This window comes from Stenotrophomonas genospecies 5 (assembly GCF_054473825.1).
In genome coordinates, this window is sequence record NZ_JBTMUW010000003.1 from 280,030 (window position 1) to 304,135 (window position 24,106).

Annotated in this window: 28 protein-coding genes and 1 riboswitch; of the genes, 14 read left to right on the top strand and 14 right to left on the bottom strand. The window is 67.8% G+C overall.

Annotation, left to right across the window (positions count from 1 at the left end; genetic code table 11):
* Nucleotides 1-8: 8 nt before the first annotated feature.
* A complete protein-coding gene (gene bioD / locus ACX9OW_RS18260; RefSeq protein ID WP_262100753.1) occupies nucleotides 9-695 on the bottom strand; it encodes a dethiobiotin synthase in 687 nt (228 codons plus the stop codon).
* 67 nt (nucleotides 696-762) lie between these two features.
* Here bioD and ACX9OW_RS18265 point away from each other — a divergent pair, with 67 nt between their 5' ends.
* Both ACX9OW_RS18265 and ACX9OW_RS18270 read left to right on the top strand, forming a co-directional pair.
* Nucleotides 763-1,245, top strand: coding sequence for a GAF domain-containing protein (locus tag ACX9OW_RS18265; protein ID WP_053518280.1), 483 nt, complete (start codon nucleotides 763-765; stop codon nucleotides 1,243-1,245).
* Nucleotides 1,242-1,604 carry a TfoX/Sxy family protein gene (locus ACX9OW_RS18270; protein WP_128990499.1) on the top strand — a complete coding sequence of 121 codons (363 nt, stop codon included), beginning with the start codon at nucleotides 1,242-1,244 and terminating at the stop codon, nucleotides 1,602-1,604. The genes ACX9OW_RS18265 and ACX9OW_RS18270 overlap by 4 nt, the downstream gene beginning before the upstream one ends.
* Before the next feature lie 15 nt (nucleotides 1,605-1,619).
* Here the strand turns inward: ACX9OW_RS18270 and ACX9OW_RS18275 are convergent, their stop codons facing one another.
* Entirely contained in the window at nucleotides 1,620-2,198 is a 579-nt protein-coding gene (locus tag ACX9OW_RS18275) for a histidine phosphatase family protein (RefSeq protein ID WP_065175373.1), read from the bottom strand.
* 152 nt (nucleotides 2,199-2,350) lie between these two features.
* Nucleotides 2,351-2,572: riboswitch (cobalamin riboswitch) on the top strand.
* A 116-nt stretch (nucleotides 2,573-2,688) separates the two neighbouring features.
* Between ACX9OW_RS18275 and btuB the strand changes: the two genes are divergently transcribed.
* Nucleotides 2,689-4,530, top strand: a complete 1,842-nt coding sequence (btuB, locus tag ACX9OW_RS18280; protein WP_459062657.1) for a TonB-dependent vitamin B12 receptor — start codon at nucleotides 2,689-2,691, stop codon at nucleotides 4,528-4,530.
* Between the two features lie 27 nt (nucleotides 4,531-4,557).
* Here the strand turns inward: btuB and gph are convergent, their stop codons facing one another.
* The gene (gene gph, locus ACX9OW_RS18285) at nucleotides 4,558-5,226 is read right to left on the bottom strand and encodes a phosphoglycolate phosphatase (protein ID WP_459062658.1); all 669 of its coding nucleotides are present in this window, start codon (nucleotides 5,224-5,226) and stop codon (nucleotides 4,558-4,560) included.
* A gap of 62 nt (nucleotides 5,227-5,288) precedes the next feature.
* Complete coding sequence (locus ACX9OW_RS18290) at nucleotides 5,289-6,218, bottom strand: LysR family transcriptional regulator (protein WP_459062659.1); 930 nt, start codon at nucleotides 6,216-6,218, stop codon at nucleotides 5,289-5,291.
* A gap of 109 nt (nucleotides 6,219-6,327) precedes the next feature.
* Between ACX9OW_RS18290 and ACX9OW_RS18295 the strand changes: the two genes are divergently transcribed.
* Nucleotides 6,328-6,966: an NAD(P)-dependent oxidoreductase gene (locus ACX9OW_RS18295; RefSeq protein ID WP_459062660.1), complete on the top strand. Its 639-nt coding sequence runs from the start codon at nucleotides 6,328-6,330 to the stop codon at nucleotides 6,964-6,966.
* A 47-nt stretch (nucleotides 6,967-7,013) separates the two neighbouring features.
* Nucleotides 7,014-7,925, top strand: a complete 912-nt coding sequence (locus tag ACX9OW_RS18300; RefSeq protein WP_111186587.1) for an MBL fold metallo-hydrolase — start codon at nucleotides 7,014-7,016, stop codon at nucleotides 7,923-7,925.
* Nucleotides 7,926-7,938: 13 nt separating this feature from the next.
* Here the strand turns inward: ACX9OW_RS18300 and dinB are convergent, their stop codons facing one another.
* The gene (gene dinB / locus ACX9OW_RS18305; RefSeq protein ID WP_053518266.1) at nucleotides 7,939-9,033 is read right to left on the bottom strand and encodes a DNA polymerase IV; all 1,095 of its coding nucleotides are present in this window, start codon (nucleotides 9,031-9,033) and stop codon (nucleotides 7,939-7,941) included.
* Between the two features lie 190 nt (nucleotides 9,034-9,223).
* Here dinB and fabA point away from each other — a divergent pair, with 190 nt between their 5' ends.
* Together fabA and fabB are read left to right on the top strand one after the other, a co-directional pair.
* On the top strand, nucleotides 9,224-9,739 hold the full coding sequence (fabA, locus tag ACX9OW_RS18310) for a 3-hydroxyacyl-[acyl-carrier-protein] dehydratase FabA (protein ID WP_053518264.1): 516 nt from the start codon (nucleotides 9,224-9,226) through the stop codon (nucleotides 9,737-9,739).
* Nucleotides 9,739-10,947: a beta-ketoacyl-ACP synthase I gene (fabB, locus tag ACX9OW_RS18315; protein WP_164150991.1), complete on the top strand. Its 1,209-nt coding sequence runs from the start codon at nucleotides 9,739-9,741 to the stop codon at nucleotides 10,945-10,947. The genes fabA and fabB overlap by 1 nt, the downstream gene beginning before the upstream one ends.
* Before the next feature lie 111 nt (nucleotides 10,948-11,058).
* On the opposite strand, the gene ACX9OW_RS18320 is transcribed toward fabB, so the two are convergent.
* The 3 genes from ACX9OW_RS18320 to ACX9OW_RS18330 are packed head-to-tail and all read right to left on the bottom strand — an operon-like array spanning nucleotide 11,059 to nucleotide 13,507.
* On the bottom strand, nucleotides 11,059-11,748 hold the full coding sequence (locus tag ACX9OW_RS18320) for an HAD family hydrolase (protein ID WP_053518260.1): 690 nt from the start codon (nucleotides 11,746-11,748) through the stop codon (nucleotides 11,059-11,061).
* On the bottom strand, nucleotides 11,745-12,446 hold the full coding sequence (locus ACX9OW_RS18325) for a pseudouridine synthase (protein WP_065175382.1): 702 nt from the start codon (nucleotides 12,444-12,446) through the stop codon (nucleotides 11,745-11,747). The genes ACX9OW_RS18320 and ACX9OW_RS18325 overlap by 4 nt, the downstream gene beginning before the upstream one ends.
* On the bottom strand, nucleotides 12,443-13,507 hold the full coding sequence (locus ACX9OW_RS18330; protein WP_065182527.1) for a class I SAM-dependent methyltransferase: 1,065 nt from the start codon (nucleotides 13,505-13,507) through the stop codon (nucleotides 12,443-12,445). The genes ACX9OW_RS18325 and ACX9OW_RS18330 overlap by 4 nt, the downstream gene beginning before the upstream one ends.
* A gap of 159 nt (nucleotides 13,508-13,666) precedes the next feature.
* Here ACX9OW_RS18330 and ACX9OW_RS18335 point away from each other — a divergent pair, with 159 nt between their 5' ends.
* Nucleotides 13,667-13,930 carry a hypothetical protein gene (locus ACX9OW_RS18335; RefSeq protein WP_053518254.1) on the top strand — a complete coding sequence of 88 codons (264 nt, stop codon included), beginning with the start codon at nucleotides 13,667-13,669 and terminating at the stop codon, nucleotides 13,928-13,930.
* A 73-nt stretch (nucleotides 13,931-14,003) separates the two neighbouring features.
* On the opposite strand, the gene ACX9OW_RS18340 is transcribed toward ACX9OW_RS18335, so the two are convergent.
* Together ACX9OW_RS18340 and ACX9OW_RS18345 are read right to left on the bottom strand one after the other, a co-directional pair.
* Nucleotides 14,004-14,297, bottom strand: a complete 294-nt coding sequence (locus ACX9OW_RS18340) for a DUF3247 family protein (protein ID WP_459062661.1) — start codon at nucleotides 14,295-14,297, stop codon at nucleotides 14,004-14,006.
* A 44-nt stretch (nucleotides 14,298-14,341) separates the two neighbouring features.
* Nucleotides 14,342-16,327 carry a hybrid sensor histidine kinase/response regulator gene (locus ACX9OW_RS18345; RefSeq protein WP_258391181.1) on the bottom strand — a complete coding sequence of 662 codons (1,986 nt, stop codon included), beginning with the start codon at nucleotides 16,325-16,327 and terminating at the stop codon, nucleotides 14,342-14,344.
* 248 nt (nucleotides 16,328-16,575) lie between these two features.
* On the opposite strand from ACX9OW_RS18345, the gene ACX9OW_RS18350 reads away from it, so the two are divergent.
* Nucleotides 16,576-17,142 (top strand): DUF3016 domain-containing protein, encoded by a 567-nt coding sequence (locus ACX9OW_RS18350; protein WP_053518248.1) that lies wholly within the window; start codon nucleotides 16,576-16,578, stop codon nucleotides 17,140-17,142.
* A gap of 99 nt (nucleotides 17,143-17,241) precedes the next feature.
* On the opposite strand, the gene alr is transcribed toward ACX9OW_RS18350, so the two are convergent.
* A complete protein-coding gene (gene alr, locus ACX9OW_RS18355; protein ID WP_053518246.1) occupies nucleotides 17,242-18,312 on the bottom strand; it encodes an alanine racemase in 1,071 nt (356 codons plus the stop codon).
* Nucleotides 18,291-19,595 carry a D-amino acid dehydrogenase gene (locus ACX9OW_RS18360; RefSeq protein WP_053518245.1) on the bottom strand — a complete coding sequence of 435 codons (1,305 nt, stop codon included), beginning with the start codon at nucleotides 19,593-19,595 and terminating at the stop codon, nucleotides 18,291-18,293. The genes alr and ACX9OW_RS18360 overlap by 22 nt, the downstream gene beginning before the upstream one ends.
* A gap of 149 nt (nucleotides 19,596-19,744) precedes the next feature.
* Between ACX9OW_RS18360 and ACX9OW_RS18365 the strand changes: the two genes are divergently transcribed.
* Entirely contained in the window at nucleotides 19,745-20,224 is a 480-nt protein-coding gene (locus ACX9OW_RS18365; RefSeq protein ID WP_053518243.1) for a winged helix-turn-helix transcriptional regulator, read from the top strand.
* Between the two features lie 45 nt (nucleotides 20,225-20,269).
* On the opposite strand, the gene ACX9OW_RS18370 is transcribed toward ACX9OW_RS18365, so the two are convergent.
* Nucleotides 20,270-20,431, bottom strand: coding sequence for a lana protein (locus ACX9OW_RS18370; protein WP_262100746.1), 162 nt, complete (start codon nucleotides 20,429-20,431; stop codon nucleotides 20,270-20,272).
* A 167-nt stretch (nucleotides 20,432-20,598) separates the two neighbouring features.
* Entirely contained in the window at nucleotides 20,599-20,973 is a 375-nt protein-coding gene (locus tag ACX9OW_RS18375) for a classical arabinogalactan protein 4 (RefSeq protein WP_262218499.1), read from the bottom strand.
* Nucleotides 20,974-21,113: 140 nt separating this feature from the next.
* Here ACX9OW_RS18375 and msrB point away from each other — a divergent pair, with 140 nt between their 5' ends.
* The 4 genes from msrB (at nucleotide 21,114) to ACX9OW_RS18395 (ending at nucleotide 24,100) form a co-directional block, all read left to right on the top strand.
* Nucleotides 21,114-21,581: a peptide-methionine (R)-S-oxide reductase MsrB gene (msrB, locus tag ACX9OW_RS18380; protein ID WP_053518238.1), complete on the top strand. Its 468-nt coding sequence runs from the start codon at nucleotides 21,114-21,116 to the stop codon at nucleotides 21,579-21,581.
* Nucleotides 21,582-21,673: 92 nt separating this feature from the next.
* Nucleotides 21,674-22,528, top strand: coding sequence for a flagellar motor stator protein MotA (motA, locus tag ACX9OW_RS18385; protein WP_053518236.1), 855 nt, complete (start codon nucleotides 21,674-21,676; stop codon nucleotides 22,526-22,528).
* A gap of 3 nt (nucleotides 22,529-22,531) precedes the next feature.
* Nucleotides 22,532-23,470, top strand: a complete 939-nt coding sequence (motB, locus tag ACX9OW_RS18390; RefSeq protein ID WP_459062662.1) for a flagellar motor protein MotB — start codon at nucleotides 22,532-22,534, stop codon at nucleotides 23,468-23,470.
* A gap of 126 nt (nucleotides 23,471-23,596) precedes the next feature.
* Nucleotides 23,597-24,100, top strand: coding sequence for a hypothetical protein (locus ACX9OW_RS18395; protein WP_065175386.1), 504 nt, complete (start codon nucleotides 23,597-23,599; stop codon nucleotides 24,098-24,100).
* The last annotated feature ends 6 nt before the right edge of the window (nucleotides 24,101-24,106 follow it).

The following is a 24,106-nucleotide window of genomic DNA, read 5'->3' on the forward strand; positions in this document are numbered from 1 at the left end:
ACGGGAACTCAGCCCTCATGCAGGTGCATCGCCAGGGCCTGAGCATCGGCGCCCGGCAGGTGCGGCAGCCGTCCCCAGCATGGCATCGGCAACCGCTGCACCAGGGTGGCCACGTTCTCGTCCTGGCGCTGCATGGCCGGATCGATGTGATTGCCGATCCAGCCCAGGCACTCCACGCCGCTGGCCTGCAAGGAGTGCGCGGTCAATCTCGCGTGGTTGACGCAGCCCAGCCGCAGGCCGACCACCAGCACGACCGGCAGGTGCAGTGCCCGCACGATGTCGAGCTGGTCCAGGTGGACGGAGACCGGCGCCAGCCATCCCCCTACGCCTTCCACCACCACCACGTCGGCGGTGGCACGCAGGCGCTCGAACGCGGCGACGATCGGTGCCAGGGCGATGTCCACCCCGTCCTCGGCCGCCGCCAGTTCGGGGGCGATCGGCTGCCGCAGGGCATAGGGATTCACGTCGACGTAGTCCGGCAACGGCCGACTGGCCGCCTGCAGCGCCAGCGCATCCTCGTTGCGCAGGCCCTGCCCCAGATCCTGGCTGCCACTGGCCACAGGCTTCATTCCGACCGCTCGCAGGCCACGCCGGCGCAGGGCGTGCAGCAGCGCGGTGCTGGCCGCCGTCTTGCCGATCTCGGTATCGGTGCCGGTGACGAACAGCGCGGATGGCAGGGCAGCGGGCAACGGCATCAAAGGCTCCAGCGGGGCAACAGAGCGTGCATTATCGCTGGCCCGGCACGCTTGCTAGACTGCGGTCATGTTCGCCAATGCCTCGCTTACCGGCAGCAAGCCGGAACAATACGCCCAGTTGCTTGAACAGGCCCGTGGCCTGGTCCATGGAGAGTCCGACCGCATCGCCAACGCGGCCAATCTCTCGGCGCTGGTCTTCCACGCCCTGCCCGACCTGAACTGGGTGGGTTTCTATCTCTACGATGGCCAGGAGCTGGTGGTCGGCCCGTTCCAGGGGCTGCCGGCCTGCGTGCGCATTCCGCTGGACAAGGGCGTGTGTGGTGCCGCGGCCCGCCAGCGCGTGACCCAGCGCGTCGACGATGTCGATGCCTTTCCGGGCCACATCGCCTGCGACTCGGCCTCCCGCTCGGAACTGGTCGTTCCGCTGCTGCGCGGCGATGAACTGATCGGAGTCTTCGACATCGACAGCCCGAAGACCGGTCGCTTCGATGCAGATGACCAGGCCGGACTGGAAGCCATCGCGCGCGTCTTCGTCGAGGCGCTGGGATGAGTGCGCCGAAGCTGCGCAACATCGGTCCGAAAAGTGCGGCGTGGCTGCGCCAGGTCGGTCTGCGCAGCCGTGACGATCTGGCCGCCGTCGGCGCGGTGGGTGCCTTCGTCAAGGTCAAGCGCGCCGGCTTCAAGCCCAGCCTGAACCTGCTCTACTCGCTGGAAGGCGCCCTGCTGGACTGCCATTGGCAGGAACTGGGCGAGCCGCAGCGCGAGGCGCTGGTGCAGGACTACGAAGCGCGCATCGCCGCGCACCCGCTGAAGGCGGCCGGCCCGGCCTCGGGGCCCGTGCACGAGCAGCGATTCGACGCAGACGACGACGCAGAAGAAAACGTGGCCGGAAGCGCGGACGAGGACTGATCGGCGCCGACCGGATCAGGGCTGCTGCAACTCCAGCAGCTCGCCCACCAGGCCTGCCTCGCCACGCTCCAACCTGACCCGCAGGCGCGTACCGTGGTCGATGCGCAGCGCCCAGCACAGCGACATCGGCAGGCCGCAGACCTGTGACAGCACCATGCGCAGCGGGCCACCGTGGCTGACCACGACGGTCGGCAGCGGGTCGTCATCGTCGAGCAGGCGGTCGAGCGCACGCGCGATGCGCCGCTCGAAGTGCCCCCAGCTTTCGCCGTTGGGCGGCGGATACGCATGCGGATCAGCATGGAATGCCGCCAGCGCCTGCTCCGGCAGGTCGAACAGTGCCTGCCCGTCCCAGTCGCCGAAGTCGAGTTCTTCCCACTCCTCGTCTGCATCCACGTCCAGCCCGCGCGGGGTGGCCAGCGCCATCGCTGTGTGCAGTGACCGCAGGCGGGGCGAGCTGATCACCCGCTCCCAGGGCTGCGTGGCGTAGGCCTCCACCAGTTCCTGTGGCAGGCGGGCCAGCTGCGGTGGATCGCTGCGGCCATCGAGGTACTCGTCGCGACCGTTGCCGGCGTGGCGGACCAGGTCGAGGATCATGCATGCGTCCTGTGCAGGCAACGCGGGGACAGCGGAAAACGGGCGGACATCGGCAACGGCACCACGGGATCAAGCAGCAATTCTAGTGGCTGGGGATCATCAGCTCCACAGACATTGCCGCATATGCGCCGCACCGGGCATGCCGATGCCGTAGACTGCGCGCACTTCCAGGTGACCTGCGGCATGGCCGGCAGGTTGAAACGGGAAGCCGGTGACGCGTGAACCCACGCCATGCCGGCGCTGCCCCCGCAACGGTAAGCACGTCAGTTCCAGGCAACACCGCCACTGTGCCAACAGCATGGGAAGGCGCCTGGACGGTGGCCTCGCGCCGCCTGGCGGCAAGCCCGGAGACCGGCCCGGAAGCCTCAGGTCGCGATGCGGTGGGCATGGCGCTGGATGTCCGCAGCACTGCCTGCGGCATCGGCGCTTGCCTGCCTCCGCGGCTCCTCCCCTTCGCCACGCGGGCGTGCGTGGCACCTGGAGTCCCCCGATGAAGCTGCAGTCCCGATTGCTTTCCCTGGCCGTATTGGCCGCCCTGCCCGCGTTGGCCCAGGCCGATGATGGCGCCCGCGCGCTCGATCCCATCCTGGTCACGGCCACCCGCACCCCCATCGCCCTGCAGGACAGCATCGCGCCTGCGCAGGTGATCGACCGGACGCAGATCGAGTCCAGCCAGGCCACTTCGCTGCAGGACCTGCTGCGTGGCCGCGCCGGCATCAACCTCACCAACGCCGGCGGCCTGGGCAAGCAGAGCTCGCTGTTCCTGCGCGGCACCAACTCCGGCCACACGGTGGTGCTGGTCGACGGCGTGCGCATCAACAGCGCCGATCTCGGCCTGGCGATGATCCAGGACCTGCCGCTGGCGCAGATCGAACGCGTGGAGATCGTGCGGGGCCCGCAGTCCAGCCTGTATGGCGCCGACGCCATCGGCGGTGTGATCCAGATCTTCACCCGCCGCAACCAGGGCGACTTCGCGCCACATCTGCAGCTGGGCGGTGGCAGCAATGGCCTGCGTGAGGCCAGCGGCGGCATCGGTGGCAGCAGCGAACGCGGCTGGTTCGGCGCCGACATCGCCTACCAGCATTCCGATGGCATCGATGCCTGCCGGGGCTCGGCCACGCTGTTCACCGGCTGCTTCGCCGACGAACCCGACCGCGACGGCTACCGCAACCTCTCCAAGAGCCTGCGCGGCGGCTACAACTTCAACGAGCAGTGGACGGTGGAGGGCAGCGCGCTGCGCGCCGACGGCCAGAACCACTACGACGGCTACTACAACTACTCCGAGACGCGCCAGCAGGTACTGTCCGGCAAGGTCCGCTACACGCCGGCCGAACGGCTGGTGCTGACCGCCAACGTCGGTCGCAGTGACAACGAATCGGACAACGTCGGCACGGACGGCGTGCATGGCAGCGCGCAGACGCATCGTGACAGCGCGTCGCTGCAGGGCGACTTCGGCGTGGCCGAAGGCCAGCTGCTGAGTGCCGGTGTGGACTGGAGTGAGGACAACCTGGACGGCAGCAGTGCCGGCTATCGTGTCGACAGCCGTCGCAACACCGGTGTGTTCATGCAGTACCAGGGGCGCTTCGGCCGGCACCAGCTGCAGGCCAGCGCGCGCAACGACGACAACCAGCAGTTCGGCAACCATGCCACCGGCAGCATCGGCTGGGCGATGGAGCTGGATCACGGCCTGCGCATCAACGCCAGCTACGGCACGGCCTTCAAGGCTCCCACCTTCAGCGACCTGTATGACCCGTGGAGCGGCGTGCCGACGCTGGATCCTGAGAAGTCGAAGAGCGCCAACCTGGGCATTTCGCAGCAGGGCCAGGGCTGGCGCTGGGGCCTGGATGTGTACGAGACCCGCATCGATGACCTGATCACCTACGATGCAGCCACCTTCAGGATGCAGCAGGTGGAGAAGGCGCGCATCCGCGGTGCCGAACTGACCGGCGGCGTCGTGCTGGCCGGCTTCGACATCGCTGCACAGCTGAGCTACACCGACCCGCGCAACCGCACGAACGGCAGCAGCCAGTTCGACAACTGGCTGCCGCGCCGTGCACAGCAGACCGCACGGCTGGATGTGGATCGCCGCTTCGGCGCATTCCGTGCCGGCCTGACCGTACAGGGTGCGGGCAAGCGCTATGACGATGCCGCCAACACGGTGAAGGTCGGCGGCTATGGCACGTTGGATCTGCGCGCCGAGTACGCGCTCACGCCATCGTGGTCGCTGCTGGCCCGGGCAACCAATGTGTTCGACCGCAGGTACGAGACCGTGGCGTGGTTCAACCAGCCGGGCCGCGAGTATCAGCTGAGCGTGCGCTACCAGCCGAAATGAGCAGGCGCGCCGGGCGCAGGCCCGGCGCTATACCGGGATGCGCGCGGCCAGGCCCGGCAGTTCGCGCAGATCGTCGATCACCGCCACCGCAGCTGCGGTGGCCAGGTCCAGGCCACGCGGATAACCGTAGCGCACCAGCACGATCGGCATTCCCGCGTCTTCCGCCGCGCGGTAATCGGTCAACGAATCCCCCACCATCAGGCATGCATCCACCGGCAACCCGAAATGTGCAGCGATGTGCCGCAGTGGGTCGCCGCTGGGCTTGCGCTGCGGCAGCGAATCGCCGCCCAGCACCAGCGCGAACGCATCGCCGATGCCCAGATGCTGCAGCAGCGGCGGCACCAGCGCTGCAGGCTTGTTGGTGCAGATGGCCAGCGGCACAGCGCGTTCCCGCAGCTGCGCCAGTGCTTCGGCCACACCGTCGAACAGGCGTGGGCTGCGCAGCAGGCACTCACGGTAATGCACCATGAACACCGGCATGACCTCGGCCAGATCGACCTGCCGCCCTGCGGCATGCACGGCCTGCTCGACCAGCCGGCGGACACCGTCGCCAATCCAGCCCAGCACGGTGGCTTCCGGCACACGGGCCAGGCCGATGTCCTCCAGCGTGCGGTTCAGGGCTTCGGCGATATCGGCGGCGCTGTCGACCAGCGTGCCATCGAGGTCGAATACGACCAGCGGATAGGGATACGACACGCAACGCACCTGTACGACGTGGGGCCGCTCATTGTATGCCGTGTGCGCATCGCACCGGGATGTCATGCAGGTTCCACACGCGCCGGTCGCCAGTCCAGATCCTGGAAGGCCGGGCTGGCGAAGCACTCGCCCAGGAAGTCGAGGAACCGCCGCATGATCGCCGACTGCTGGCGACGCGATACGTACACCGCATGAATGCCCAGCTCGTCCAGGGTATACGCCGGCAGCAGTTCCACCAGCTCGCCACTGCGCAGCAACGGCGCCACCTGGTAGGTGGGCAGCATCGCAATGCCGGCGCTGGCGCGAACGGCTTCGAGCAGCAATGACGCTTCGTTGGCGCTGATGTTGCCGCCCACCGCCACCGACTGCGAACGTCCGTCGCGGTGCAGGTGCCACAGGCTCTTGCCCACGTAGTGATGGGTCAGGCAGTTGTGTGCGGCCAGATGTTCCGGGGCGGTCGGCGTGCCGCGCACCTCCAGGTAACCGGGCGTGGCGCACAGCACCGAGCGGCATGTGGCCAGCCGCCGCGCGATCAGGCTGGGGTCGATCTGCCGGGCGATGCGTACCGCCAGATCCACCCGCTCCTCGACCAGATTCACCGTGCGATCGACCAGCAGCAGTTCGATGCGCGCCGCCGGATGACGCTTGACGAAGTCGGCGACGGCGCGCGCCAGATGGCTCTGCCCGAACGAGACGCTGGCGGTCACCCGCAGCGTGCCATGCGGTTCGGGATCGTCGCTGACCAGTTCGCCCTGCAGCGCCTCGCCGATCTCCAGCATCTGCCGGAAGCGCGCCAGCGCCGCCTCCCCCGGGCCGGTCAGGCTGACCCGGCGCGTGGTCCGGTGCAGCAGGCGCGCCCCCAGCCAGGCCTCCACCTCGGCGAGGTAACGGGTGACCATCGCCCGCGACATGTCCAGCACCTCAGCGGCGGCCGTGAGGCTGCCGCGCTCGGCCACCTCGATGAATACGGTCATGGCGGTCAGTCGATCCATCTGCTCGATCCATGCAACAAACAAGCGCGTTATACGCTGTTTTTCGGACAATTGCAGCGTCCTACAGTGGCCCCGTCGTCTTCCCCTCCCCTTGCTTACGGAGTTCGCCATGAAAATCGCCCTCGTCGGTGCCACCGGCAACATCGGCCGCCAGATCGCGCGCCACGCGCTGGCCGCCGGCCACGAATTGACCCTGATCGTGCGCAGCGCGCAGGACCTGCCGGCGGAGCTGGCCGGTGCCCATCCGGTGATCGCCGCGCTGGATGATCCCGACGCGCTGGCCGCGGCCATCGCCGGCCACGACGTGCTGGCCAGCGCCTACGGGCCACGTCCGGGCGATGACATCAGCCGCGTCGGCGAAGTGGCCGGACAGCTGGCAGCCGCGGCACGCAAGGCCGGGGTGCCGCGCCTGGTCGTGGTCGGCGGTGCCGGCAGCCTGGAAGTGGCACCGGGTGTCCAGTTGGTCGATACGCCGGATTTCCCGGAGGCGTACAAGCCTTATGCCCTGGCCCACCGCGAAGCACTCAAGCGCCTGCAGGCGGTAGACGACCTCGACTGGACGTTCTTCTCGCCGGCCGCGGAAATCGGACCGGGCGAAGAGCGTGGCCAGTACCGCGTGCAGGCCAAGGCCTTCCTCGCCGACGCCAGCGGCCACAGCCGCATCAGCTACGCCGACTATGGCGCTGCCTTCGTGGCGGAACTCAAGGCGCATGCCTACCCGAAGCAGATCATCACTGCGGCGTACTGATCGACCTACATGCCGGGCATGGCCCGGCGCTGCACAAGGAGTTCCGCATGCGTTCCGTTGCCCTGCTGCTTCCGCTTGCACTGGTCACCAGCTTCGCCAGCGCCCCGCTGCTGGCCGCACCGGCTGCCCCGGCGCCGGCCACGGCGGCGAAATCACAGCTGCACCTGCAGTACTTCCATCCTGGCCCGCAGGCGATGTTCTCCGTGTCATCGGTGCTGATCGAAGGCCGCCACGATGCGATCCTGGTCGACGCACAGTTCGCGGCCAGCGACGCGCGCAGGCTGGTCGAGCTGATCCGTGCCAGCGGCAAGCAACTGACCACGATCTACATCAGCCATGGCGATCCCGATTACTACTTCGGCCTGGCCACGCTGCAGGACGCCTTCCCGCACGCACGCATCGTCGCCACGGCGCAGACCGTGGCCCACATCCAGCAGACCCACGCCGGCAAGCGTGCCTACTGGGGCCCGAAGATGGGGGCCGACGCACCGGCGCGCATCGTTGTGCCGCAGGTGCTGGAGGGCGACGCGCTGCTGCTGGAAGGGCAGCGCCTGCCCTTGATCGGACTCGATGGCCCTACGCCGGACCGCAGCGTGCTGTGGGTGCCTTCACTGCGCGCGATCGTCGGTGGCATCCCCGTGGTCGCCGGCGAGCATGTGTGGATGGCCGACACGCAGACCCCGAAGTCGCATGCCGACTGGCTGCAGACCCTGCAGCGACTGCAGGCACTGAAGCCGCAGGTGGTGGTACCGGGTCATTACGCGCAAGGGGCGGCGCTGGACGCCAGTGCGCTGCGCTTCACCGCCGGGTACATCCGTGCGTTCGACGCGGAAGCGGCCAAAGCGAAGGACAGCCAGGCGCTGGTGAAGGCGATGCAGGCGCGTTACCCGCGGCTGGAGGGCGTGGAGTCGCTGCAGCTGAGCGCGAAGGTGGCCAAGGGCGAAATGCAGTGGCCGTGAGGCAGGACCGCGGTCAGGGGCGGTGCGGATCGTTCGACGCCTGCTCGAACAGCTCCCCCTGCACCACCGGTTCCTTGTCGCGGAAACCGCCCAGGCCGACGCCCACCAGGCGATAGCGCGTGTCGGCCGGCAGGTCCACGCGCGCGCGCAGCGCCAGCGCGGCATCGCGCAGCTCCTCCATCGATTCCGGCGGGCGGTCCGGGGTGAAGCTGCGGGTAAGGATGCGGAACTGCGCCGTCTTCAGCTTCAGCACCACGGTGTGGCCCACGCGTTCCGTCCGGCGCGTGGCGTTCCAGGTTTTCTCTGCCAGCTGCACAATGGCCTCGCCCAGGTCTTCAAGCAGCAGGTCCTCGGCAAAGGTGTCCTCGGAAGAGATCGACTGCACCGGCTGGTCCGGCTCCACCGGCCGTTCATCGACGCCGCGTGCACGGTTGTAGAGGCTGCGGCCGAAGCTGCCGAACGCGTCCTCCAGATCCGCCAGCGCCCATTGCCGCAGGTCACCGCAGGTGATGATGCCGCGCGCCGTCAGTTTGCCTTCCATCACCTTGCCCACGCCGGGCACGCGGCTGACCGGCAGCGGCGCCAGGAATGCGTCCACCCGTTGCGGTGGAATAACGAACTGGCCGTCGGGCTTGCGCCAGTCCGAGGCGATCTTGGCCAGGAACTTGTTCGGCGCGATGCCCGCTGAAGCGGTCAGCTGGGTCTCGTCGCGGATCTGTGCGCGGATCGTGCGTGCGATCTCGGTTGCCAGCTCGATGCCACTTTTCGGCTCGGTCACGTCCAGATAGGCCTCATCCAGCGACAGCGGCTCGACCAGGTCGGTATGGCGCAGGAAAATCTCGCGCACCTGGCGCGACACGGCCTTGTAACGCGCGAAGTCCGGCGGCACGAAGATCGCGTCCGGGCACAGGCGCTCGGCACGCATCGCCGGCATCGCCGAACGCACGCCGAACACGCGCGCTTCGTAGGACGCCGCGCATACCACCGAGCGCGCACCGCGCCACGCCACCACCACCGGCCTGCCGCGCAGTGAGGGATCGTCGCGCTGCTCCACCGACGCGTAGAAGGCGTCCATGTCGACGTGGATGATCTTGCGCAGTCGGGTCATGTCAGGTGTACGGGGCGGGTTCGGCGTGGGTGGGCCACACGCCGAGGTATGGTCGTTGCACATCAACAGGATGCGCGTATTCCATTGAAAACACTACGGTTGCGTACGGTTGAAATGTTTGATCGGCAGCGCTTCCAAGGGCATTCTCGAGCACTTGTATCCCTGTTCGTCGCTTCCAGGATTGCGTTTCATGACTCGTCTCCACGCGTTCAACCGCGACCAGCTGCTGGCCAGCGCACGCGGTGAACTGTTCGGCGCCGCCGCCGGCCGTCTGCCCAACGACCCGATGCTGATGTTCGACCGCATCACCGACATTCGCGAGGACGGCGGCCCGCATGGCAAGGGCATGGTACGCGCCGAACTGGATATCCGCCCGGACCTGTGGTTCTTCGGCTGCCACTTCATCGGCGACCCGGTGATGCCCGGCTGCCTGGGCCTGGATGCGATGTGGCAGCTGACCGGCTTCTACCTGACCTGGCTGGGTGCTCCCGGCAAGGGCCGCGCCCTGGGCTGCGGCGAGGTCAAGTTCACCGGCCAGGTACTGCCGGACGCCAAGCGCGTGCGCTACGAGATCGACATCACGCGCGTCATCAACCGCAAGCTGGTGATGGCCCAGTCCGACGCCCGCATGTATGTGGACGATCGCGAGATCTACAACGCTCGCGACCTGCGGGTGGGCCTGTTCACCGAAACCGGGAGCTTCTGATGCGTCGTGTCGTCATCACCGGCATGGGCATCACGTCCTGCCTCGGCAATGATCTGGATACCGTCTCTTCCGCACTGCGCGAGGGGCGTGCCGGCATCACCGCATTGGCCGACCACGCCGAAGCGGGCCTGCGCAGCCAGATCGGCGGTCGTGTCGACCTCGACCTGGACGCCCTGATCGACCGCAAGCAGAAGCGCTTCATGAGCGATGCAGCAGCGTTCGCCTACATCGCCATGCGCGATGCCATCGCCGATGCCGGGCTGGACGAGGCGCAGGTCAGTGGCCTGCGCACCGGCCTGATCGCCGGCTCCGGCGGCGGCTCCAGCGAGTGGCAGATCGGCGCGGTCGATCTGCTGCGTGCACGTGGCGTGCGCAAGGTCGGCCCGTACATGGTGCCGCGCACGATGTGCTCCACCGTGTCGGCGTGCCTGGCCACCGCGTTCCAGATCAAGGGCGTGAGCTACTCGCTGTCGGCGGCCTGCGCGACGTCGGCGCACTGCATCGGCGCCGCCGCGGACATGATCCGGCACGGCGCGCAGGACATCATGTTCGCCGGCGGTGGTGAAGACCTGCACTGGTCGATGAGCGTGATGTTCGATGCGATGGGCGCGCTGTCGACCAGTTTCAACGACACCCCGGCCAACGCGTCGCGCCCCTACGACAAGGACCGCGACGGCTTCGTCATCGCCGGTGGTGGCGGCATGCTGGTGCTGGAAGACTACGATCATGCGGTTGCGCGCGGCGCACGCATTTATGCCGAGCTGATCGGTTATGGCGTGACATCCGATGGTGCGGACATGGTGGCACCGTCCGGCGAGGGCGCGGTGCGCTGCATGAAGATGGCACTGCAGAACGTGGACCGCCCGCTGGACTACCTCAACACGCACGGTACCTCGACCCCGCTGGGCGATGTCACCGAACTCAACGCGATCCGCGAGGTGTTCGGCGAGGCCGTGCCGCCGCTGTCCTCGACCAAGGCGCTGTCCGGCCATTCGCTGGGCGCGGCCAGCGTGCACGAAGCCATCTACTGCCTGCTGATGATGCGCGATGGCTTTGTTGCCGGCTCGGCCAACATCAGCGAGCTGGACCCGGCGGTGGAAGGCTTCCCGATCCTGCGCGAAAGCCGCGCACAGGTGCTGGACACGGTGATGTCCAACAGTTTCGGCTTCGGCGGCACCAACGCGGCCCTGGTGTTCGGTCGGGTCTGATCGCCCGCCATTGGCCTGCACGGTCGCCGGGCATGGCCCGGCGCTACCGCGTAGTCGGCAGCACCGCCTCTGGTAGCGCCGGGCCATGCCCGGCGCAAAGACAGCGCGCGCCTACGCCGGGCGCGGCAGCAGCGGCAGCAGCAGGGCGTGCGCGTCGCGCAGCGAGCCGACGATGCGATGGCCGAGCGCGCGCAGTTCCTCATCGGGATGCACCAGGTCCGGCACCTGGATCACGGTCATCCCTGCGGCCAGCGCCGCACGCGTTCCCGCAGGTGAGTCCTCCAGCGCCAGGCAGCGCTCCGGCGCCTGCCCCAGCCGCTGTGCGGCCAGCAGGTAGATGTCCGGCGCCGGCTTCGGCCGCGCCACGTCGCCACTGGTGATCACTGCATCGAAGTACGGCAGCAGACCGGCGGCGCCCAGCTTGCGGTTGGCCCGCGGCTGACGCGTGGTGGTCGCCACCGCACGCGGAATCGCATGCGCCTTCAGCAGTTCCAGCAGCTCCAGGATGCCCGGCCGCAGGGGCAGGCCGGTCTGCGTGCGTTGCTCGTACAGATCATGGCAGCGCAGCGCCATCGCCTCGATCACGCTGTCCTCCACGCCCTGCTGGCGCAGCAGCGCTTGGCTGTCGCGGTCGCCAAGGCCGACCATGCGCACGAAGAAGGATGCATCCAGCGGCAGGCCAAACGCTTCGGCAGCCTCACTCCAGCAGGCGATGGACACCCGCTCGCTGTCGATCATCAGGCCGTCCATGTCGAAGATGACGGCGTCGGGAAGAAACGGCAGCGCAGCGATGACAGTCATGGAGCGAACAGCGTATCCAGGTCGGTGGAGGTCAGCAGCCGCCATTGCCCCTCGGCCAGCCCCTCCAGGTCCAGGCCACCGACGCGGCTGCGGTGCAGTGCCTGCACATGGTTGCCGGTAGCGGCGAACATGCGGCGCACCTGATGGTAGCGGCCTTCATGCAGTACCAGGCGCGCCTTGCGTGGACCCAGCACCTCCAGTTCAGCCGGCAGCAGGGCGGTCTTCTCCGACTCCAGCATCAGCGTGCCGCTGGCGAACAGGGCCACTTCGTCGCCGCGCAGGTCTTGGGCCAGCTCCACCTCGTAGACCTTGGGCAGTTTCGACTTCGGCGAGATGATCCGGTGCAGCAGGCCGCCATCGTCGGTCAGCAGCAGCAGGCCGCTGGTGTCGCGGTCCAGCCGGCCGACCGTGGACAGCACCGGGTCGCGGTCGCGGAAACGCGGCGGCAGCAGATCGTAGATCAGGCGGCCGGTGTCCTTGGTCGAGCAGGTGTAGCCGGCCGGCTTGTGCAGCGCGATCGACAACCCCGGCGGCGGATCCAGCGGCTCGCCGTCGACCCGCACGGCCTCGTGCGGCACCTGGTCGTCGGCATACAGCACCTCGCCGTCGGCATCGGTGATACGGCCTTCGCGGAACATCCACTGCACCTGCTTGCGGCTGCCATAGCCCAGGTTGGCGATGTGCTTGACCAGCTTCATCGGCCCTTCCCCTTTACCGCTTCGACCAGCTTGAACCCGTCACGCTCGGCGACCACGCGCACCGCGCCGAAGCTGTCGTTGAGCGTGTGTTCGTACGGCAGGTGGCGGTTGGCCACCACATACAGGCGACCGCCCGGACGCAGCGCCTGCGCCGCCACGGCGATGAAGCGCTGGCCGATATCCGGCCGGTCCGCGCGCGACGGGGTATGGAACGGCGGATTGCTGATGATGACGTCGTACCCCGGCTCGATGCCGGCGGTGACGTCCCGCCACAGGAAGCGCAGCGGCAGCGGGCGCGGCGGTGGTGCAAGATTCAGCTCGGCCAGTGCCAGGGCCCGCTGCTCGGCTTCGTACAGATCCAGCGCGGTGATCTTCGGGCAACGCTCCAGCAGCTCGCGCGACAGGTAGCCATAGCCGGCCCCGAGGTCGGCCGCGCGTCCGGCCAGATCGGCCGGAAGGTGCTCGGCCAGCAGCGCCGAAGCCGGGTCGATGCGGTCCCAGGCGAACACGCCCGGGCGGCTGAGGAAGCGGCCACCCACGATCGGCCGCACCGCATCCAGCGCGCTCCATCGCTTGGCCAGGTCGGCATCGTGCTGACCCTGCAGTGGCGGGGTCCAGTACACCCGGCAATGGTTCTTGGTCAGGCTGCCGCCGAGGCCGGCCAGCTGCTTGAGGTCACCTTCGCCGGAGCGCGCGCCCTCGTTGTTGGACTGGCAGGCGACGATGCGGCCCCCTTCTGCGGCCAATGCCAGGGCACGGGCGAACAGCGCGCGGGCCTCCTCGCGCTGGCGCGGCGGCAGCACCAGCACCAGCGGGTAGCGGCCCCGGCCCGCGACATCGTCAAGCTGGCCGCTGACGGTCCAGCCGGCGGCCTGCTGCAGGGGCTGCGCGAACGGCGCAAAACTCTGCTCGCAGTGCACCTCGCGCCCGCCGGCCTGCTCACGCAGTGGCCAGCCGTCGCGGGCACGCAGGAACGCAGCCGGCCCGTCCGGCCAGCGCAGCGCGCCCTGGGAGAACGGCAGGAACAGGGTCTGCAGGGGGGCGTCGTCGCTGGCGGCCATCGGCGCGGTTACTTGAAGCGTGAGGGCCGTCCATTGTACCGGCTCGCGCGGTCCGGCCCGGCAGGCCACTTTGCGAAACTTCAACGGGGCATTGATGCCCCAGCAACATCGGACCCTTCAGGGTAGAGGTCCCCCGAGACTTCCAGCAGGAGAATCCGCATGCGTGCCTTGTTCGTCGGTGGCGTGGTCGACAACAGCGAAATGGACCTGGAAGGCAGCCATCCTCCCGTGCACTACCCCGAGGACACCGGCGGTGGACATTCACGCTACCGGCTGCACCAGGTCGGCCACGGCGCCGATGGCAGCGTGGCATACGCGGTATACGGCGCACCGGACCTGGCCGACGACGAGGTGGCGCGGGTGGCGGAGGAGCGCGCCTATGCCCGTCGGTTCGAAGCAACGCCGACGGTGTTCGAGCACTGACGTGCCTGTCGCGCCCGAGCCGAGGCCCGGGCGTGCGGACCGCAGCCGGGCGTGAGCCCGGCCCCCTGCCGGATCACGTCGTTCTGGGTGGCAGCTGGTGGATGCTGGCGATCTCGTCGAGCCAGACGTGATGCTGCTGCACCGGCGTGTCGTAGTCGTCCAGGCGCAGCTGGCCGTTGCTGCCTTCATCGCCGGCGTCGTTGCGGTACTGCTGCACCGTTGGGCGCACGGCGACCGTGCCCAGCAGGCGGCGGCCATCGAGCAGGGTCAGTTCGACCTGCGTTTCGCCACCGAGCTGCGGCAGCAGGGATTCCAAGCGCGCGATCTGGGCCGGGTCGGTATGGATGCGTGGAGCAATGCGGGACATCGGTGAACCTCCTGCGTGCAGGGTCGCCGATCCACCGTGAATGCTCAGTGCAGCGCGCTGTCGGCGCGCGGCACCTGCACCTTGCGTACCGCAGCCACCAGCTGGGCCACCGAGTACGGCTTGGCCACATGCTCCTGGAAGCCGGAGGCCAGCGCGCGACGACGGTCATCCGCACGGGCCAGCGCGGTCACGGCCACCGCCGGCAGGGTCGCCGCATCCACGCCCATGTCTTCGCGCAGGGTGCGCACCAACCCATACCCATCCATACCCGGCATGCCGATGTCGGTCAGCATCACGTGGTACTGAAGGTGGCCGGCATCGGCCAGCAGCGCCAACGCTTCGCCGGCCGAACTGGCAGCCGACACCGTCGCGCCCTGCTCTTCCAGCATGCGCCGCAGGTACTCCAGCACTTCCGGCTGGTCTTCCACGGCCAGCACGTGCATGCCCCGCAGCGGATAGGGCTCGACGACCACCGGCTCCAGAATCGGCCCGCTGATCACCTCGCGCAGCGGCCGCCGCTCGGCATCGGGCAGATGCTGCGGCAGGCGCACGGTGAACGTGGCACCGTGGCCATGGCCTTCGCTGGCCGCAGTGACCGTGCCGCCGTGAAGCTCGACCAGCTGCTGCACGATCGCCAGGCCCAGGCCGAGCCCACCATGGCGGCGGGTGGTGGTGCCGTCGGCCTGCCGGAAGCGGCTGAACAGATGATTGAGGAACTCCGGAGCAATACCATCACCGGTATCGCGCACGGTGATCTCCCAGTGCTTGCCGTCGGCCCGCAGCTGCATCTCGATGCGGCCCTCGGCCGGCGTGAACTTGATGGCGTTCGACAACAGGTTCCAGAACACCTGCTGCAACCGCGTCGCATCCCCGAGCACCAGGCTGGGCTGCTCAGGCAGCCGCAACTGCACGTCCAGTGCCTTGCCCTCGGCCACCAGCTCCTGCGCACCGATCGCCTCGCCCAGCAGTTCGCGCAGGTCCAGTACTTCCACTTCCAGCTGCACCTTGCCCAGCAACATGCTGCTGAGGTCGAGCATGTCCGAGATCAGCCGCTTCTGTGCACCGGCGCTGTTGGCGATCACGCCCAGCCCCTTGTACAGCGGGCTGGTGTTGTCGACACGCTGCAGCAGCAGCTCGCTCCAGCCAAGGATGGTGGTCAGCGGCGTGCGCAGTTCGTGCGACAGGGTCGCCAGGAATTCATCCTTCAGGCGCGCCATGTTCTCGGCGGCACTGCGTGCGGCGCGCTCGGACTGCAGCAGTTCTTCACGGGCCAGTTCGATCTCGCGGCGCTCGGTCACGTCCGGACTGCTGCCGGCCAGGCCGATGAATCGACCCATCCGCGAGAACCGCGGACGCGCGTTCATTTCCAGCCATCGCCACTGTCCGTCCGCACGCCGTGCGCGGACGAGGGCATGCATGGAACGTTGCGCCTTCAACGCTTCCTGCAGTTCGTACTCGAACACCGACGCATCATCCGGATGCACCAGGCCGCGCCAGACATCCTCCGGCACACGCGTCTCGTCACCACCAAAGAACTCGCTGAAGGCACTGTTGACGAAGCGCGCATGTCCGCGCTCATCCAGCACCCAGACCGGCATCGGCAGGCCATCGGCCAACGCGCTGAACCGGGCCTCGCTCTCGCCCAGCTCCAGCTCCATCTGCTTGCGTGCGGTGATGTCGAAGAACAGGATGCCGACCTTGTCCTCGCCGGGGCGGCCCACGCGGACCGCGTCCACCGCGAACGAGCGCCCCAGCGCCCGGGCTTCCATTTCGAACTGCGCCGGCCGTCCGCTGCGCGCCACCTCGCCGTAGATGCGGTACCAGTCGCTCTCGTGGTTCGGTTCCAGCGCGCTCATGCACTTGCCGAGGGCGTCCTTGAGACCGGTGTGGCGCTCGAAGGCGTCATTTACCTCAAGGAAGCGGTAATCCACCGCGCGATCGGCGTCGAACATGACCTGGATCACACAAAAGCCGGCGTTGATGCGTTCAAGCACACCGCGATGCAGGTCGGGTTCGGGCGCCGGAACCATCAAGGGTGGGCGCTCCGCGAGGGGCGGCAGTGTGGACAAGGGCGTCTGGGGCGTACCGGATGGAGGCACAGCATCTTCCAAAGGACGTATTCACAGCGTCAAGCGCCGTCAGTCATGGTTGACGACCATGAATTGGCGACAACCGCCGACGCTGTTGACGCATTCGGCCATTGCTGGGCCCCGCCGGCAGGATCACACTCGATGCGAGATCAACATCCGCCCCCATTCCGGGGACGCAGGAGACCGCCATGAACCGCTCTCTGTCCGCCACCCTGCTGCTGGCCGCGGCCCTTGCCGCGGGTGCTGCGAACGCCGCGCCGCGCACCGTCACCAGCCCGGATGCGCCGCGCACGCTGCAGGCCGACGGCCCGGTCAACGTGCAGTGGAACGATCCGGCGACATTCACCGAGATCCGCCAGAGCCACAACCGCTTCGAGGCCGAACGCGGCGACTGGGTGCAGCAGCTGGCGCGCTACCTGCAGACCAGCGCCGCCAAGCCGCTGCAGGCCGGGCAGACGTTGGACATCACCCTGGTCGACATCAAGCGCGCGGGCGACTACGAACCGTGGCATGGCCCGCGCGCCAATGACATCCGCGTGATGCGCGACATCTATCCGCCGCGCATCACCCTGCAGTACACGCTGAAGGACGCCAGCGGCCGCATCGTCGACGAGGGCGAGGCCAAGCTGACCGACACCGGCTACCTGCACACCCTCGGGCTGCGCAGCGACAGCGATCCGCTGCGCTACGAGAAGCGGCTGATCGATGACTGGGTGAAGCGGCAGTTGACCGCCCAGGCCACCGCCGCGCGTTGACCGATAACCGCCGGGCATGGCCCCGCGCTACCTGTGCATTTCCGATAACCGCCGGGCATGGCGCTTTGGACATCCGGTAGCGCCATGCCCGGCGGCGCATCAATCGCGGTAGACGCGGGCGACCCGCTTGACCGCGCAGGGCAGCTGGTAGGCGCTCACCCCGCAACGTGGCGCCAGTTCCGAAAGCGTCGGGGCCTGCCCCCACAGTTCCACCACACTGCCAACGCCGGCCTGTGCATGTGCGGTCAGGTCCACCGTCAGCATGTCCATCGAAACCCGACCGATCAGCACGCCAGGCTGGCCGTCGATCAGTACCGGGGTGCCGTTCGGCGCGAACTGGGGATAGCCGTCGGCATAGCCCAGGGCCACCACGCCCACGCGTGTACGCGCCTTGGCCACGAAGCGCGCGCCATATCCCACCGGCTCACCGGCTTCGATCCAGCGCTCGGCAATCACCTTGGACTGCATGGTCATCACCGGGCGCAGCCGCGCGGTCAGATCCGTGTCGTCCGGCATCGGGTTGGCGCCGTACAGCATGAGCCCCGGGCGCACCCAGTCGCTGCGCACGTCGGGCCACCCAAGCAGGGCCGGCGAATTGCACACGCTGGTCTCACCCTGCAGGCCCTCGATTGCACGTGCGAAGGTGGCGGCCTGCTCGTGGGTACGTTCGCTGTCCAGTTCATCGGCACGCGCCAGATGGGTCATCAGCACGATCCGCTCCACCTGCGGCATCGCCTGCAGGCGCGCGTGTGCGGCGCGGAAGGTCTCCACGTCCAGACCCAGGCGATGCATGCCGCTGTCCAGCTTCAGCCAGACCGTCAACGGATGCGGGCTGTCGAAGGCAGCCAGCGCTTCCAGCTGCCACGGCGAGCCGACCGAGAACCACAGCGAATGCTCGGCCACCAGCGCCATCTCGCTGGCTTCGAAAATGCCTTCCAACAGCAGGATGGGCGCGCGGATACCGGCCTTGCGCAGCTCCAGCGCCTCTTCGATGGTCGCCACCCCGAAGCCGTCGGCCTCGTCTTCCAGGGCCTGCGCGCAGCGCACGGCGCCATGGCCATAGGCATCAGCCTTGATGATCGCCAGCGCCTTGCCGCCCCCCAGCTCGCGGGCGAGCCGGTAGTTGCTGCGCAGCGCGTGCAGATCGATCAGCGCGCGGGCAGGACGCATGTGCGGCTCTCGTGTTGCGGGGCATGGCCGAACTGGCCGTAGCGGAAGATGTCCAGGCCTTCAGTGCTGATCTGTGGCTGGCGTGCACTCATCAGGTCGGCCAGGTAGCGACCTGAACCACACGCCATGGTCCAGCCCAGGGTGCCGTGACCGGTGTTGAGATACAGGTTGCGGAAGGGCGTGGCGCCGATCACCGGCGTGCCATCCGGCGTGGCCGGGCGCAGGCCGGTCCAGAACTGCGCGCGCGACAGGTCCCCGCCCTTCGGGTAAAGGTCACGAACCACCAGCTCCAGGGTCTCGCGGCGACGCGGTGACAGCGACAGGTCGAAACCGGCCACTTCGGCCATGCCACCGACACGGATGCGGTTGTCGAAGCGGGTTACAGCAACCTTGTAGCTCTCATCGAGGATGGTCGAGGTCGGAGCCATGGCCGGATCGGTGATCGGCAGGGTCAACGAATACCCCTTCAGCGGGTACACCGGCAGGCGCATGCCCAGCGGCGCGACCAGCGCCGGCGAGTAACTGCCCAGCGCGACCACATAGCGGTCGGCAGTCTCCAGCTTGCCGGCGATGCGCACGCCGGTGATGCGCTCTCCATCCGACTCGATGGCGCTGATGTCCTGGTCGAAGCGGAACTCGACACCGGCATCGGTGCACATCTGCGCGAGGCGGCGGGTGAACAGCTGGCAGTCGCCGGTCTGGTCACGCGGCAGGCGCAGCGCACCGACCAGGCCATCAACGTGCGCCAGCGCCGGTTCCGCGGCGATGATGCCGGCGCGATCCAGCACTTCGTACGGCACGCCATAGCGGGCCAGGATCTCGATGTCCTGTGCCGAGGCATCCAGCTGCTGCTGGGTGCGGAACAGCTGGGTGGTACCCAGGTCGCGCCCCTCGAACTCGATGCCGATCTGCGCGCGCAGCTCGTTCAGGCAATCGCGGCTGTACTCGGACATGCGCACCATGCGCGCCTTGTTGATCGCATAGCGCTCGTGGGTGCAGTTGCGCAGCATCTGCCACAGCCAGCGGTACTGGGCCAGATCCATGCCGGGACGGATCGCCAGCGGCGCATGCTTCTCGAACAGCCAGCCGATCGCCTTCTTCGGCACGCCGGGCGCGGCCCAGGGCGAGGTGTAGCCGAATGACAGCTGGCCGGCATTGGCGAAACTGGTCTCCAGCGCGGGGCCGGGCTGGCGGTCGACGACCGTGACATCAAACCCGGCCTGTCGCAGGTACCAGGCACTGGTGGTGCCGATCACGCCGCTGCCGAGAACTAGGACTCGCATGGAAATTCTCCAACCCGATCATTCCCTGCGTTTGAGCACGACAGGGCCATAATCGGGGAAGTATATTCTTCCATTCATAGGCGATTTGCCTGTTTTTCACGCTGCGGGCAAGATGTTTCCCCGTGATTTACTTCCCCAGGTTGACGCCCATGGCCGCCCGCCCCCGTGAACTGGACAAGATCGACCGCAGGATCCTGCGCATCCTCCAGGCCGAAGGCCGCATTTCCTTTACCGAGCTGGGCGAGCGCGTGGGCCTGTCGACCACCCCGTGCACCGAGCGCGTGCGCCGGCTGGAGCGCGAGGGCGTGATCACCGGCTATCACGCCCACCTCGATCCCACGGCCCTGAAAGCCAGCCTGCTGGTGTTCGTGGAGATCAGCCTGGCCTACAAGTCCGGCGACATCTTCGAGGAGTTCCGGCGTGCGGCGCTGAAGCTGCCGAACGTGCTCGAGTGCCATCTGGTGTCCGGCGACTTCGACTACCTGCTGAAGGCGCGGATCAGCGAGATGGCCTCCTACCGCAAACTGCTGGGCAGCACCCTGTTGACCCTGCCGCACGTGCGCGAATCGAAGAGCTACATCGTCATGGAAGAGGTCAAGGAGACGCTCAGCCTGCCGATTCCCGAATGAAGGGCCAGAGCCCGCGCTGCGGGTTCCGGCCCTGTTCCAGGGGCGTCAGCGCTGCTGCGGGTGCTTCATCGAGCCCTGCTGCTGACCTGTCTCCTGCTGTTTGCTGCCCTTCTGCGGCCGCTGCGGGTCCATCTGCTGCTGTTGCTGCTGTTGCGGCTTATGGCTCTGCGCTTCCTTGCCGGGATGACGGTTCTGCGGATTCTTCATGATCGCGATCCAAAGGACAAAGGACACGCGACGGCGGGATGCCGGCGCAGGGCCACGGTGGTCCTACGGCGGTTAATCACAGGCGAAAAAGCCGTGAGCAGCAGCAGTGTGTTTTCAGGCGTTCAGCCGGCGCGGTCACCACCCGCCGCGGGCGGTGGCGGACTGCCCTATGGCTTGACCTGCTGGCCACTGCCGGCCGGCACACTGTCGTAGTAGCGGCCGGTACGGGAGTCGAACACACGGTTCGGGCCGACCGGCTTGACGCCGGGAACGATGCGCCCGTTGCGGTCATAGACCTTGTCCGGCAGCTTCGGCGCCGGCGTCGGCACCACCTGCGCCGGGCCGGTGGACTTGATCGGCTGCGTCGGCTGCGGTGACGGCAGGACCTGCGGCTGCGGTCTTGCCGGCTGTGGGGGCGGCGTCACCGGCGCTGGCGCCACGGTGGTGGTGGTGCGGGTGGTGGTCGGCGATGTGGTGGGCACCTGGGCCTGTGCCGACAGGGGCAGCAGAGCCGACAGCACCCAGACGGAAAGGGTCTTCATGGCACGCTCCAGCAGGAATCCTCCCCACCATGCGCCCGCGCCCGTGTGCCGCCCATGAACGCAGCTCACACTTGCAAGACGGCGGTCACACCCCCACGTCTGCAGGCATCCCCAGGCCATCGACCCCACGGAGAGCCAGCATGAGTGCCTTCGACCTGACGCCCCCTACCGCCTCCCAGACCGACACCCTGGTCGCCGGCCTCAGCAGCGAAGAACGCCGCGTGCTGCTGCAGCACGGCACCGAAGCACCGTTCTGTGGCGTGTTCCTGGACAACAAGCGTGAGGGTGTCTACTGCTGCCGGCTGTGTGGGCTGCCCCTGTTCCGCTCCAGCACCAAGTTCGATTCCGGCACCGGTTGGCCGAGCTTCTTCGCCCCCTACGACGCGGCACACGTGCGTGAGATCCGCGATACCAGCCACGGCATGATCCGCACCGAGATCACCTGCGCCCGCTGTGGCAGCCACCTCGGCCACGTGTTCCCGGACGGGCCGCCGCCCACCCATGAGCGCCACTGCCTGAACTCCGTCTCACTTTCGTTTGCCGGCAACGGCGAGGCCTGGCCCAACCCGTTGCAGCGTGGCGGTGCGGAAAGCGGCGTGGCGGGCTGAGACACCCCTGCTGACCGGTTTCACAGAATTCCCTCTTCAGAAATCCGCAGGGTGGGCCGACAAGGAGATATCCCCCCTCTCTGCGTTGCCCCATGCTCATCATCGTTGGATTCCTGGTCGTCATCATCAGCGTGATCGGGGGCTACCTCGGTGCCCACGGCCGCCTGGGGGCTCTCTGGCAGCCCTACGAACTGGTCATCATCGGCGGTGCCGCGCTGGGTGCGTTCCTGGTCGGCACCCCGGCCAAGACGGTCAAGCAGACGCTGCAGGCCATCGTCGGCGTGTTCAAGGGCCCGCGCTACAAGCAGCAGGACTACATCGACGTCCTCAGCCTGCTCTACGAACTGCTCAACAAGGCGCGCCGGGAAGGCTTCATGGCGCTGGAGGACCATGTCGAACGCCCGGCCGAGAGCGCCGTGTTCGGCAACTATCCGAAGGTGCAGGCCGACCACCACCTGATCGATTTCATCACCGACTGCCTGCGCCTGATGATCGGCAGCAACATCGAGCCGCATGAACTGGAGCCGCTGCTCGAACTGGAGCTGGAAAAGCACCACGCCGAAGCGATGGCCCCGTCGCAGGTGCTGACCAAGGTGGCCGACGGATTGCCCGGTTTCGGCATCGTCGCGGCGGTGCTGGGCATCGTCATCACCATGGGCTCGATCGGCGGCGACATCGTCGAGGTCGGCGGCCATGTCGCCGGTGCGCTGGTCGGCACCTTCCTGGGCATCCTGCTGGGTTACGGGTTCGTCGGCCCGATGGCAGCGGCGATGGAAGCACGTGCCGAGCAGGACAGCCGCATCTACGAATCGGTGAAGACCGCACTGCTGGCCTGCCTGCGCGGTTACAACCCGAAGATCGCGCTGGAATTCGCCCGCAAGACGTTGCCGTCGAACGTGCGCCCGGCCTTCTCCGATTTCGAGCAGCACCTGAAGACGGTCAAGTAAACCATGGCCGAGAGCAAACCCACCGTCATCGTCCGCAAGGTCAGGAAGGCCGGCCATGCCGCCCACCATGGCGGCTCGTGGAAGGTGGCCTATGCCGACTTCGTGACCGCGATGATGGCCTTCTTCCTGGTGCTGTGGCTGATGGCCACCACCAGCAAGAACGATCGTGCGGCCATTTCCGAATACTTCCGCAACCCCAGCCCGCTCAGTGGCCAGAGCGCCACGCCGGCCCCTGGCATGGCCGGGCCGGGCGGTGCCAGCACGTCGATGATCAAGCTCGGCGGCGCCACCGACATCTCGCGTGGCAGCAGCAACGATCCCTTCCAGAACCAGCAGGAAGCCGTGCCGCACCCGGTGGACCAGCAGCAGCGCGACAAGCAGCAGCTGGAACAGCTGATGAAGGAACTGCAGGAAGCGATCAGCCGCAGCCAGGCGCTGGAGCCGTTCAAGGACCAGCTGCTGCTGGACCTGACCCCGGAAGGCCTGCGCATCCAGATCGTGGACAAGCAGAACCGGCCCATGTTCGACCTCGGCAGTGCCACGGTCAAGCCGTACACGCAGCAGATCCTGCATGAGCTGGCCGAGTACCTGAACCACGTGCCGAACCGGATCAGCCTGACCGGCCACACCGACATCACCGCCTACACCGCCGCCCGCGGCTACGGCAACTGGGAACTGAGCGCCGACCGCGCCAATGCGGCCCGCCGCGCCCTGATCGATGGCGGACTGGAGGACAGCAAGATCACCCGCGTGGTCGGCCTGTCCTCCTCGGTGCTGTTCGACCGGGCCGACCCGCAGAACCCGATCAACCGCCGCATCAGCATCGTGGTGATGACCCGCGCCGCCGAGCAGGCCGCGCTGGCCGGCGCCGGTCCACAGGTGGGTCTGTCGGCGCCGGTCATCGACGCGGACGTACAGGCGGCGCAGGGTGAGGCAAAGTAGACGGTGGGTGCGGACCTTGGTCCACACATCCGGGAAAGCATGCGGACCAAGGTCCGCACCCACCAGGGGCATGGCCCGGCGCACCCGGTACAATGGGGGTCTTTCCGTTTTCAGGTGACACCCCCGATGTCCAAGTCTTCCAAGGCCAAGCGCGACCAGCGCAAGAAGCAGCAGGCCAAGCGCCCGTTCCTCCGTCTGAACGCCCAGCAGCAGGTGCAGAACCACGCCGTGCTGACCAGCGAGGACGGCCAGGTGGTCGCCGCCATCGGCCTGCAGGGTCGCGAGTGGCTGCTGGCCATCGGCGGTCAGACCATGGGCAATGCCGAGAACCCGGTGCCGATGCTGGCCATGCTCAAGCACCTGGCCAACGTGCAGGAGAAGGAAGGCCGCAAGGTCAGCCTGGAGTATTCCGAACTGCTGCAGAAGCTGCTGGATACCCTGGCCGCCGAAGCGGGCCAGACCGCCGACGAGTACCTGGACGCGCTGGTCGCCGAGTTCGAAGGCGTGGAAGCAGAGGGCGAGACCGCTGAAGGCGATGTGGCCGAAGAAGCCAGCGCTGCCGAAGGTACCGCTGACGCCGAGGCTGCTCCGGCCGCCGACGCCGACGCCGACGGCAAGCCGCAGGCCTGATCCGGC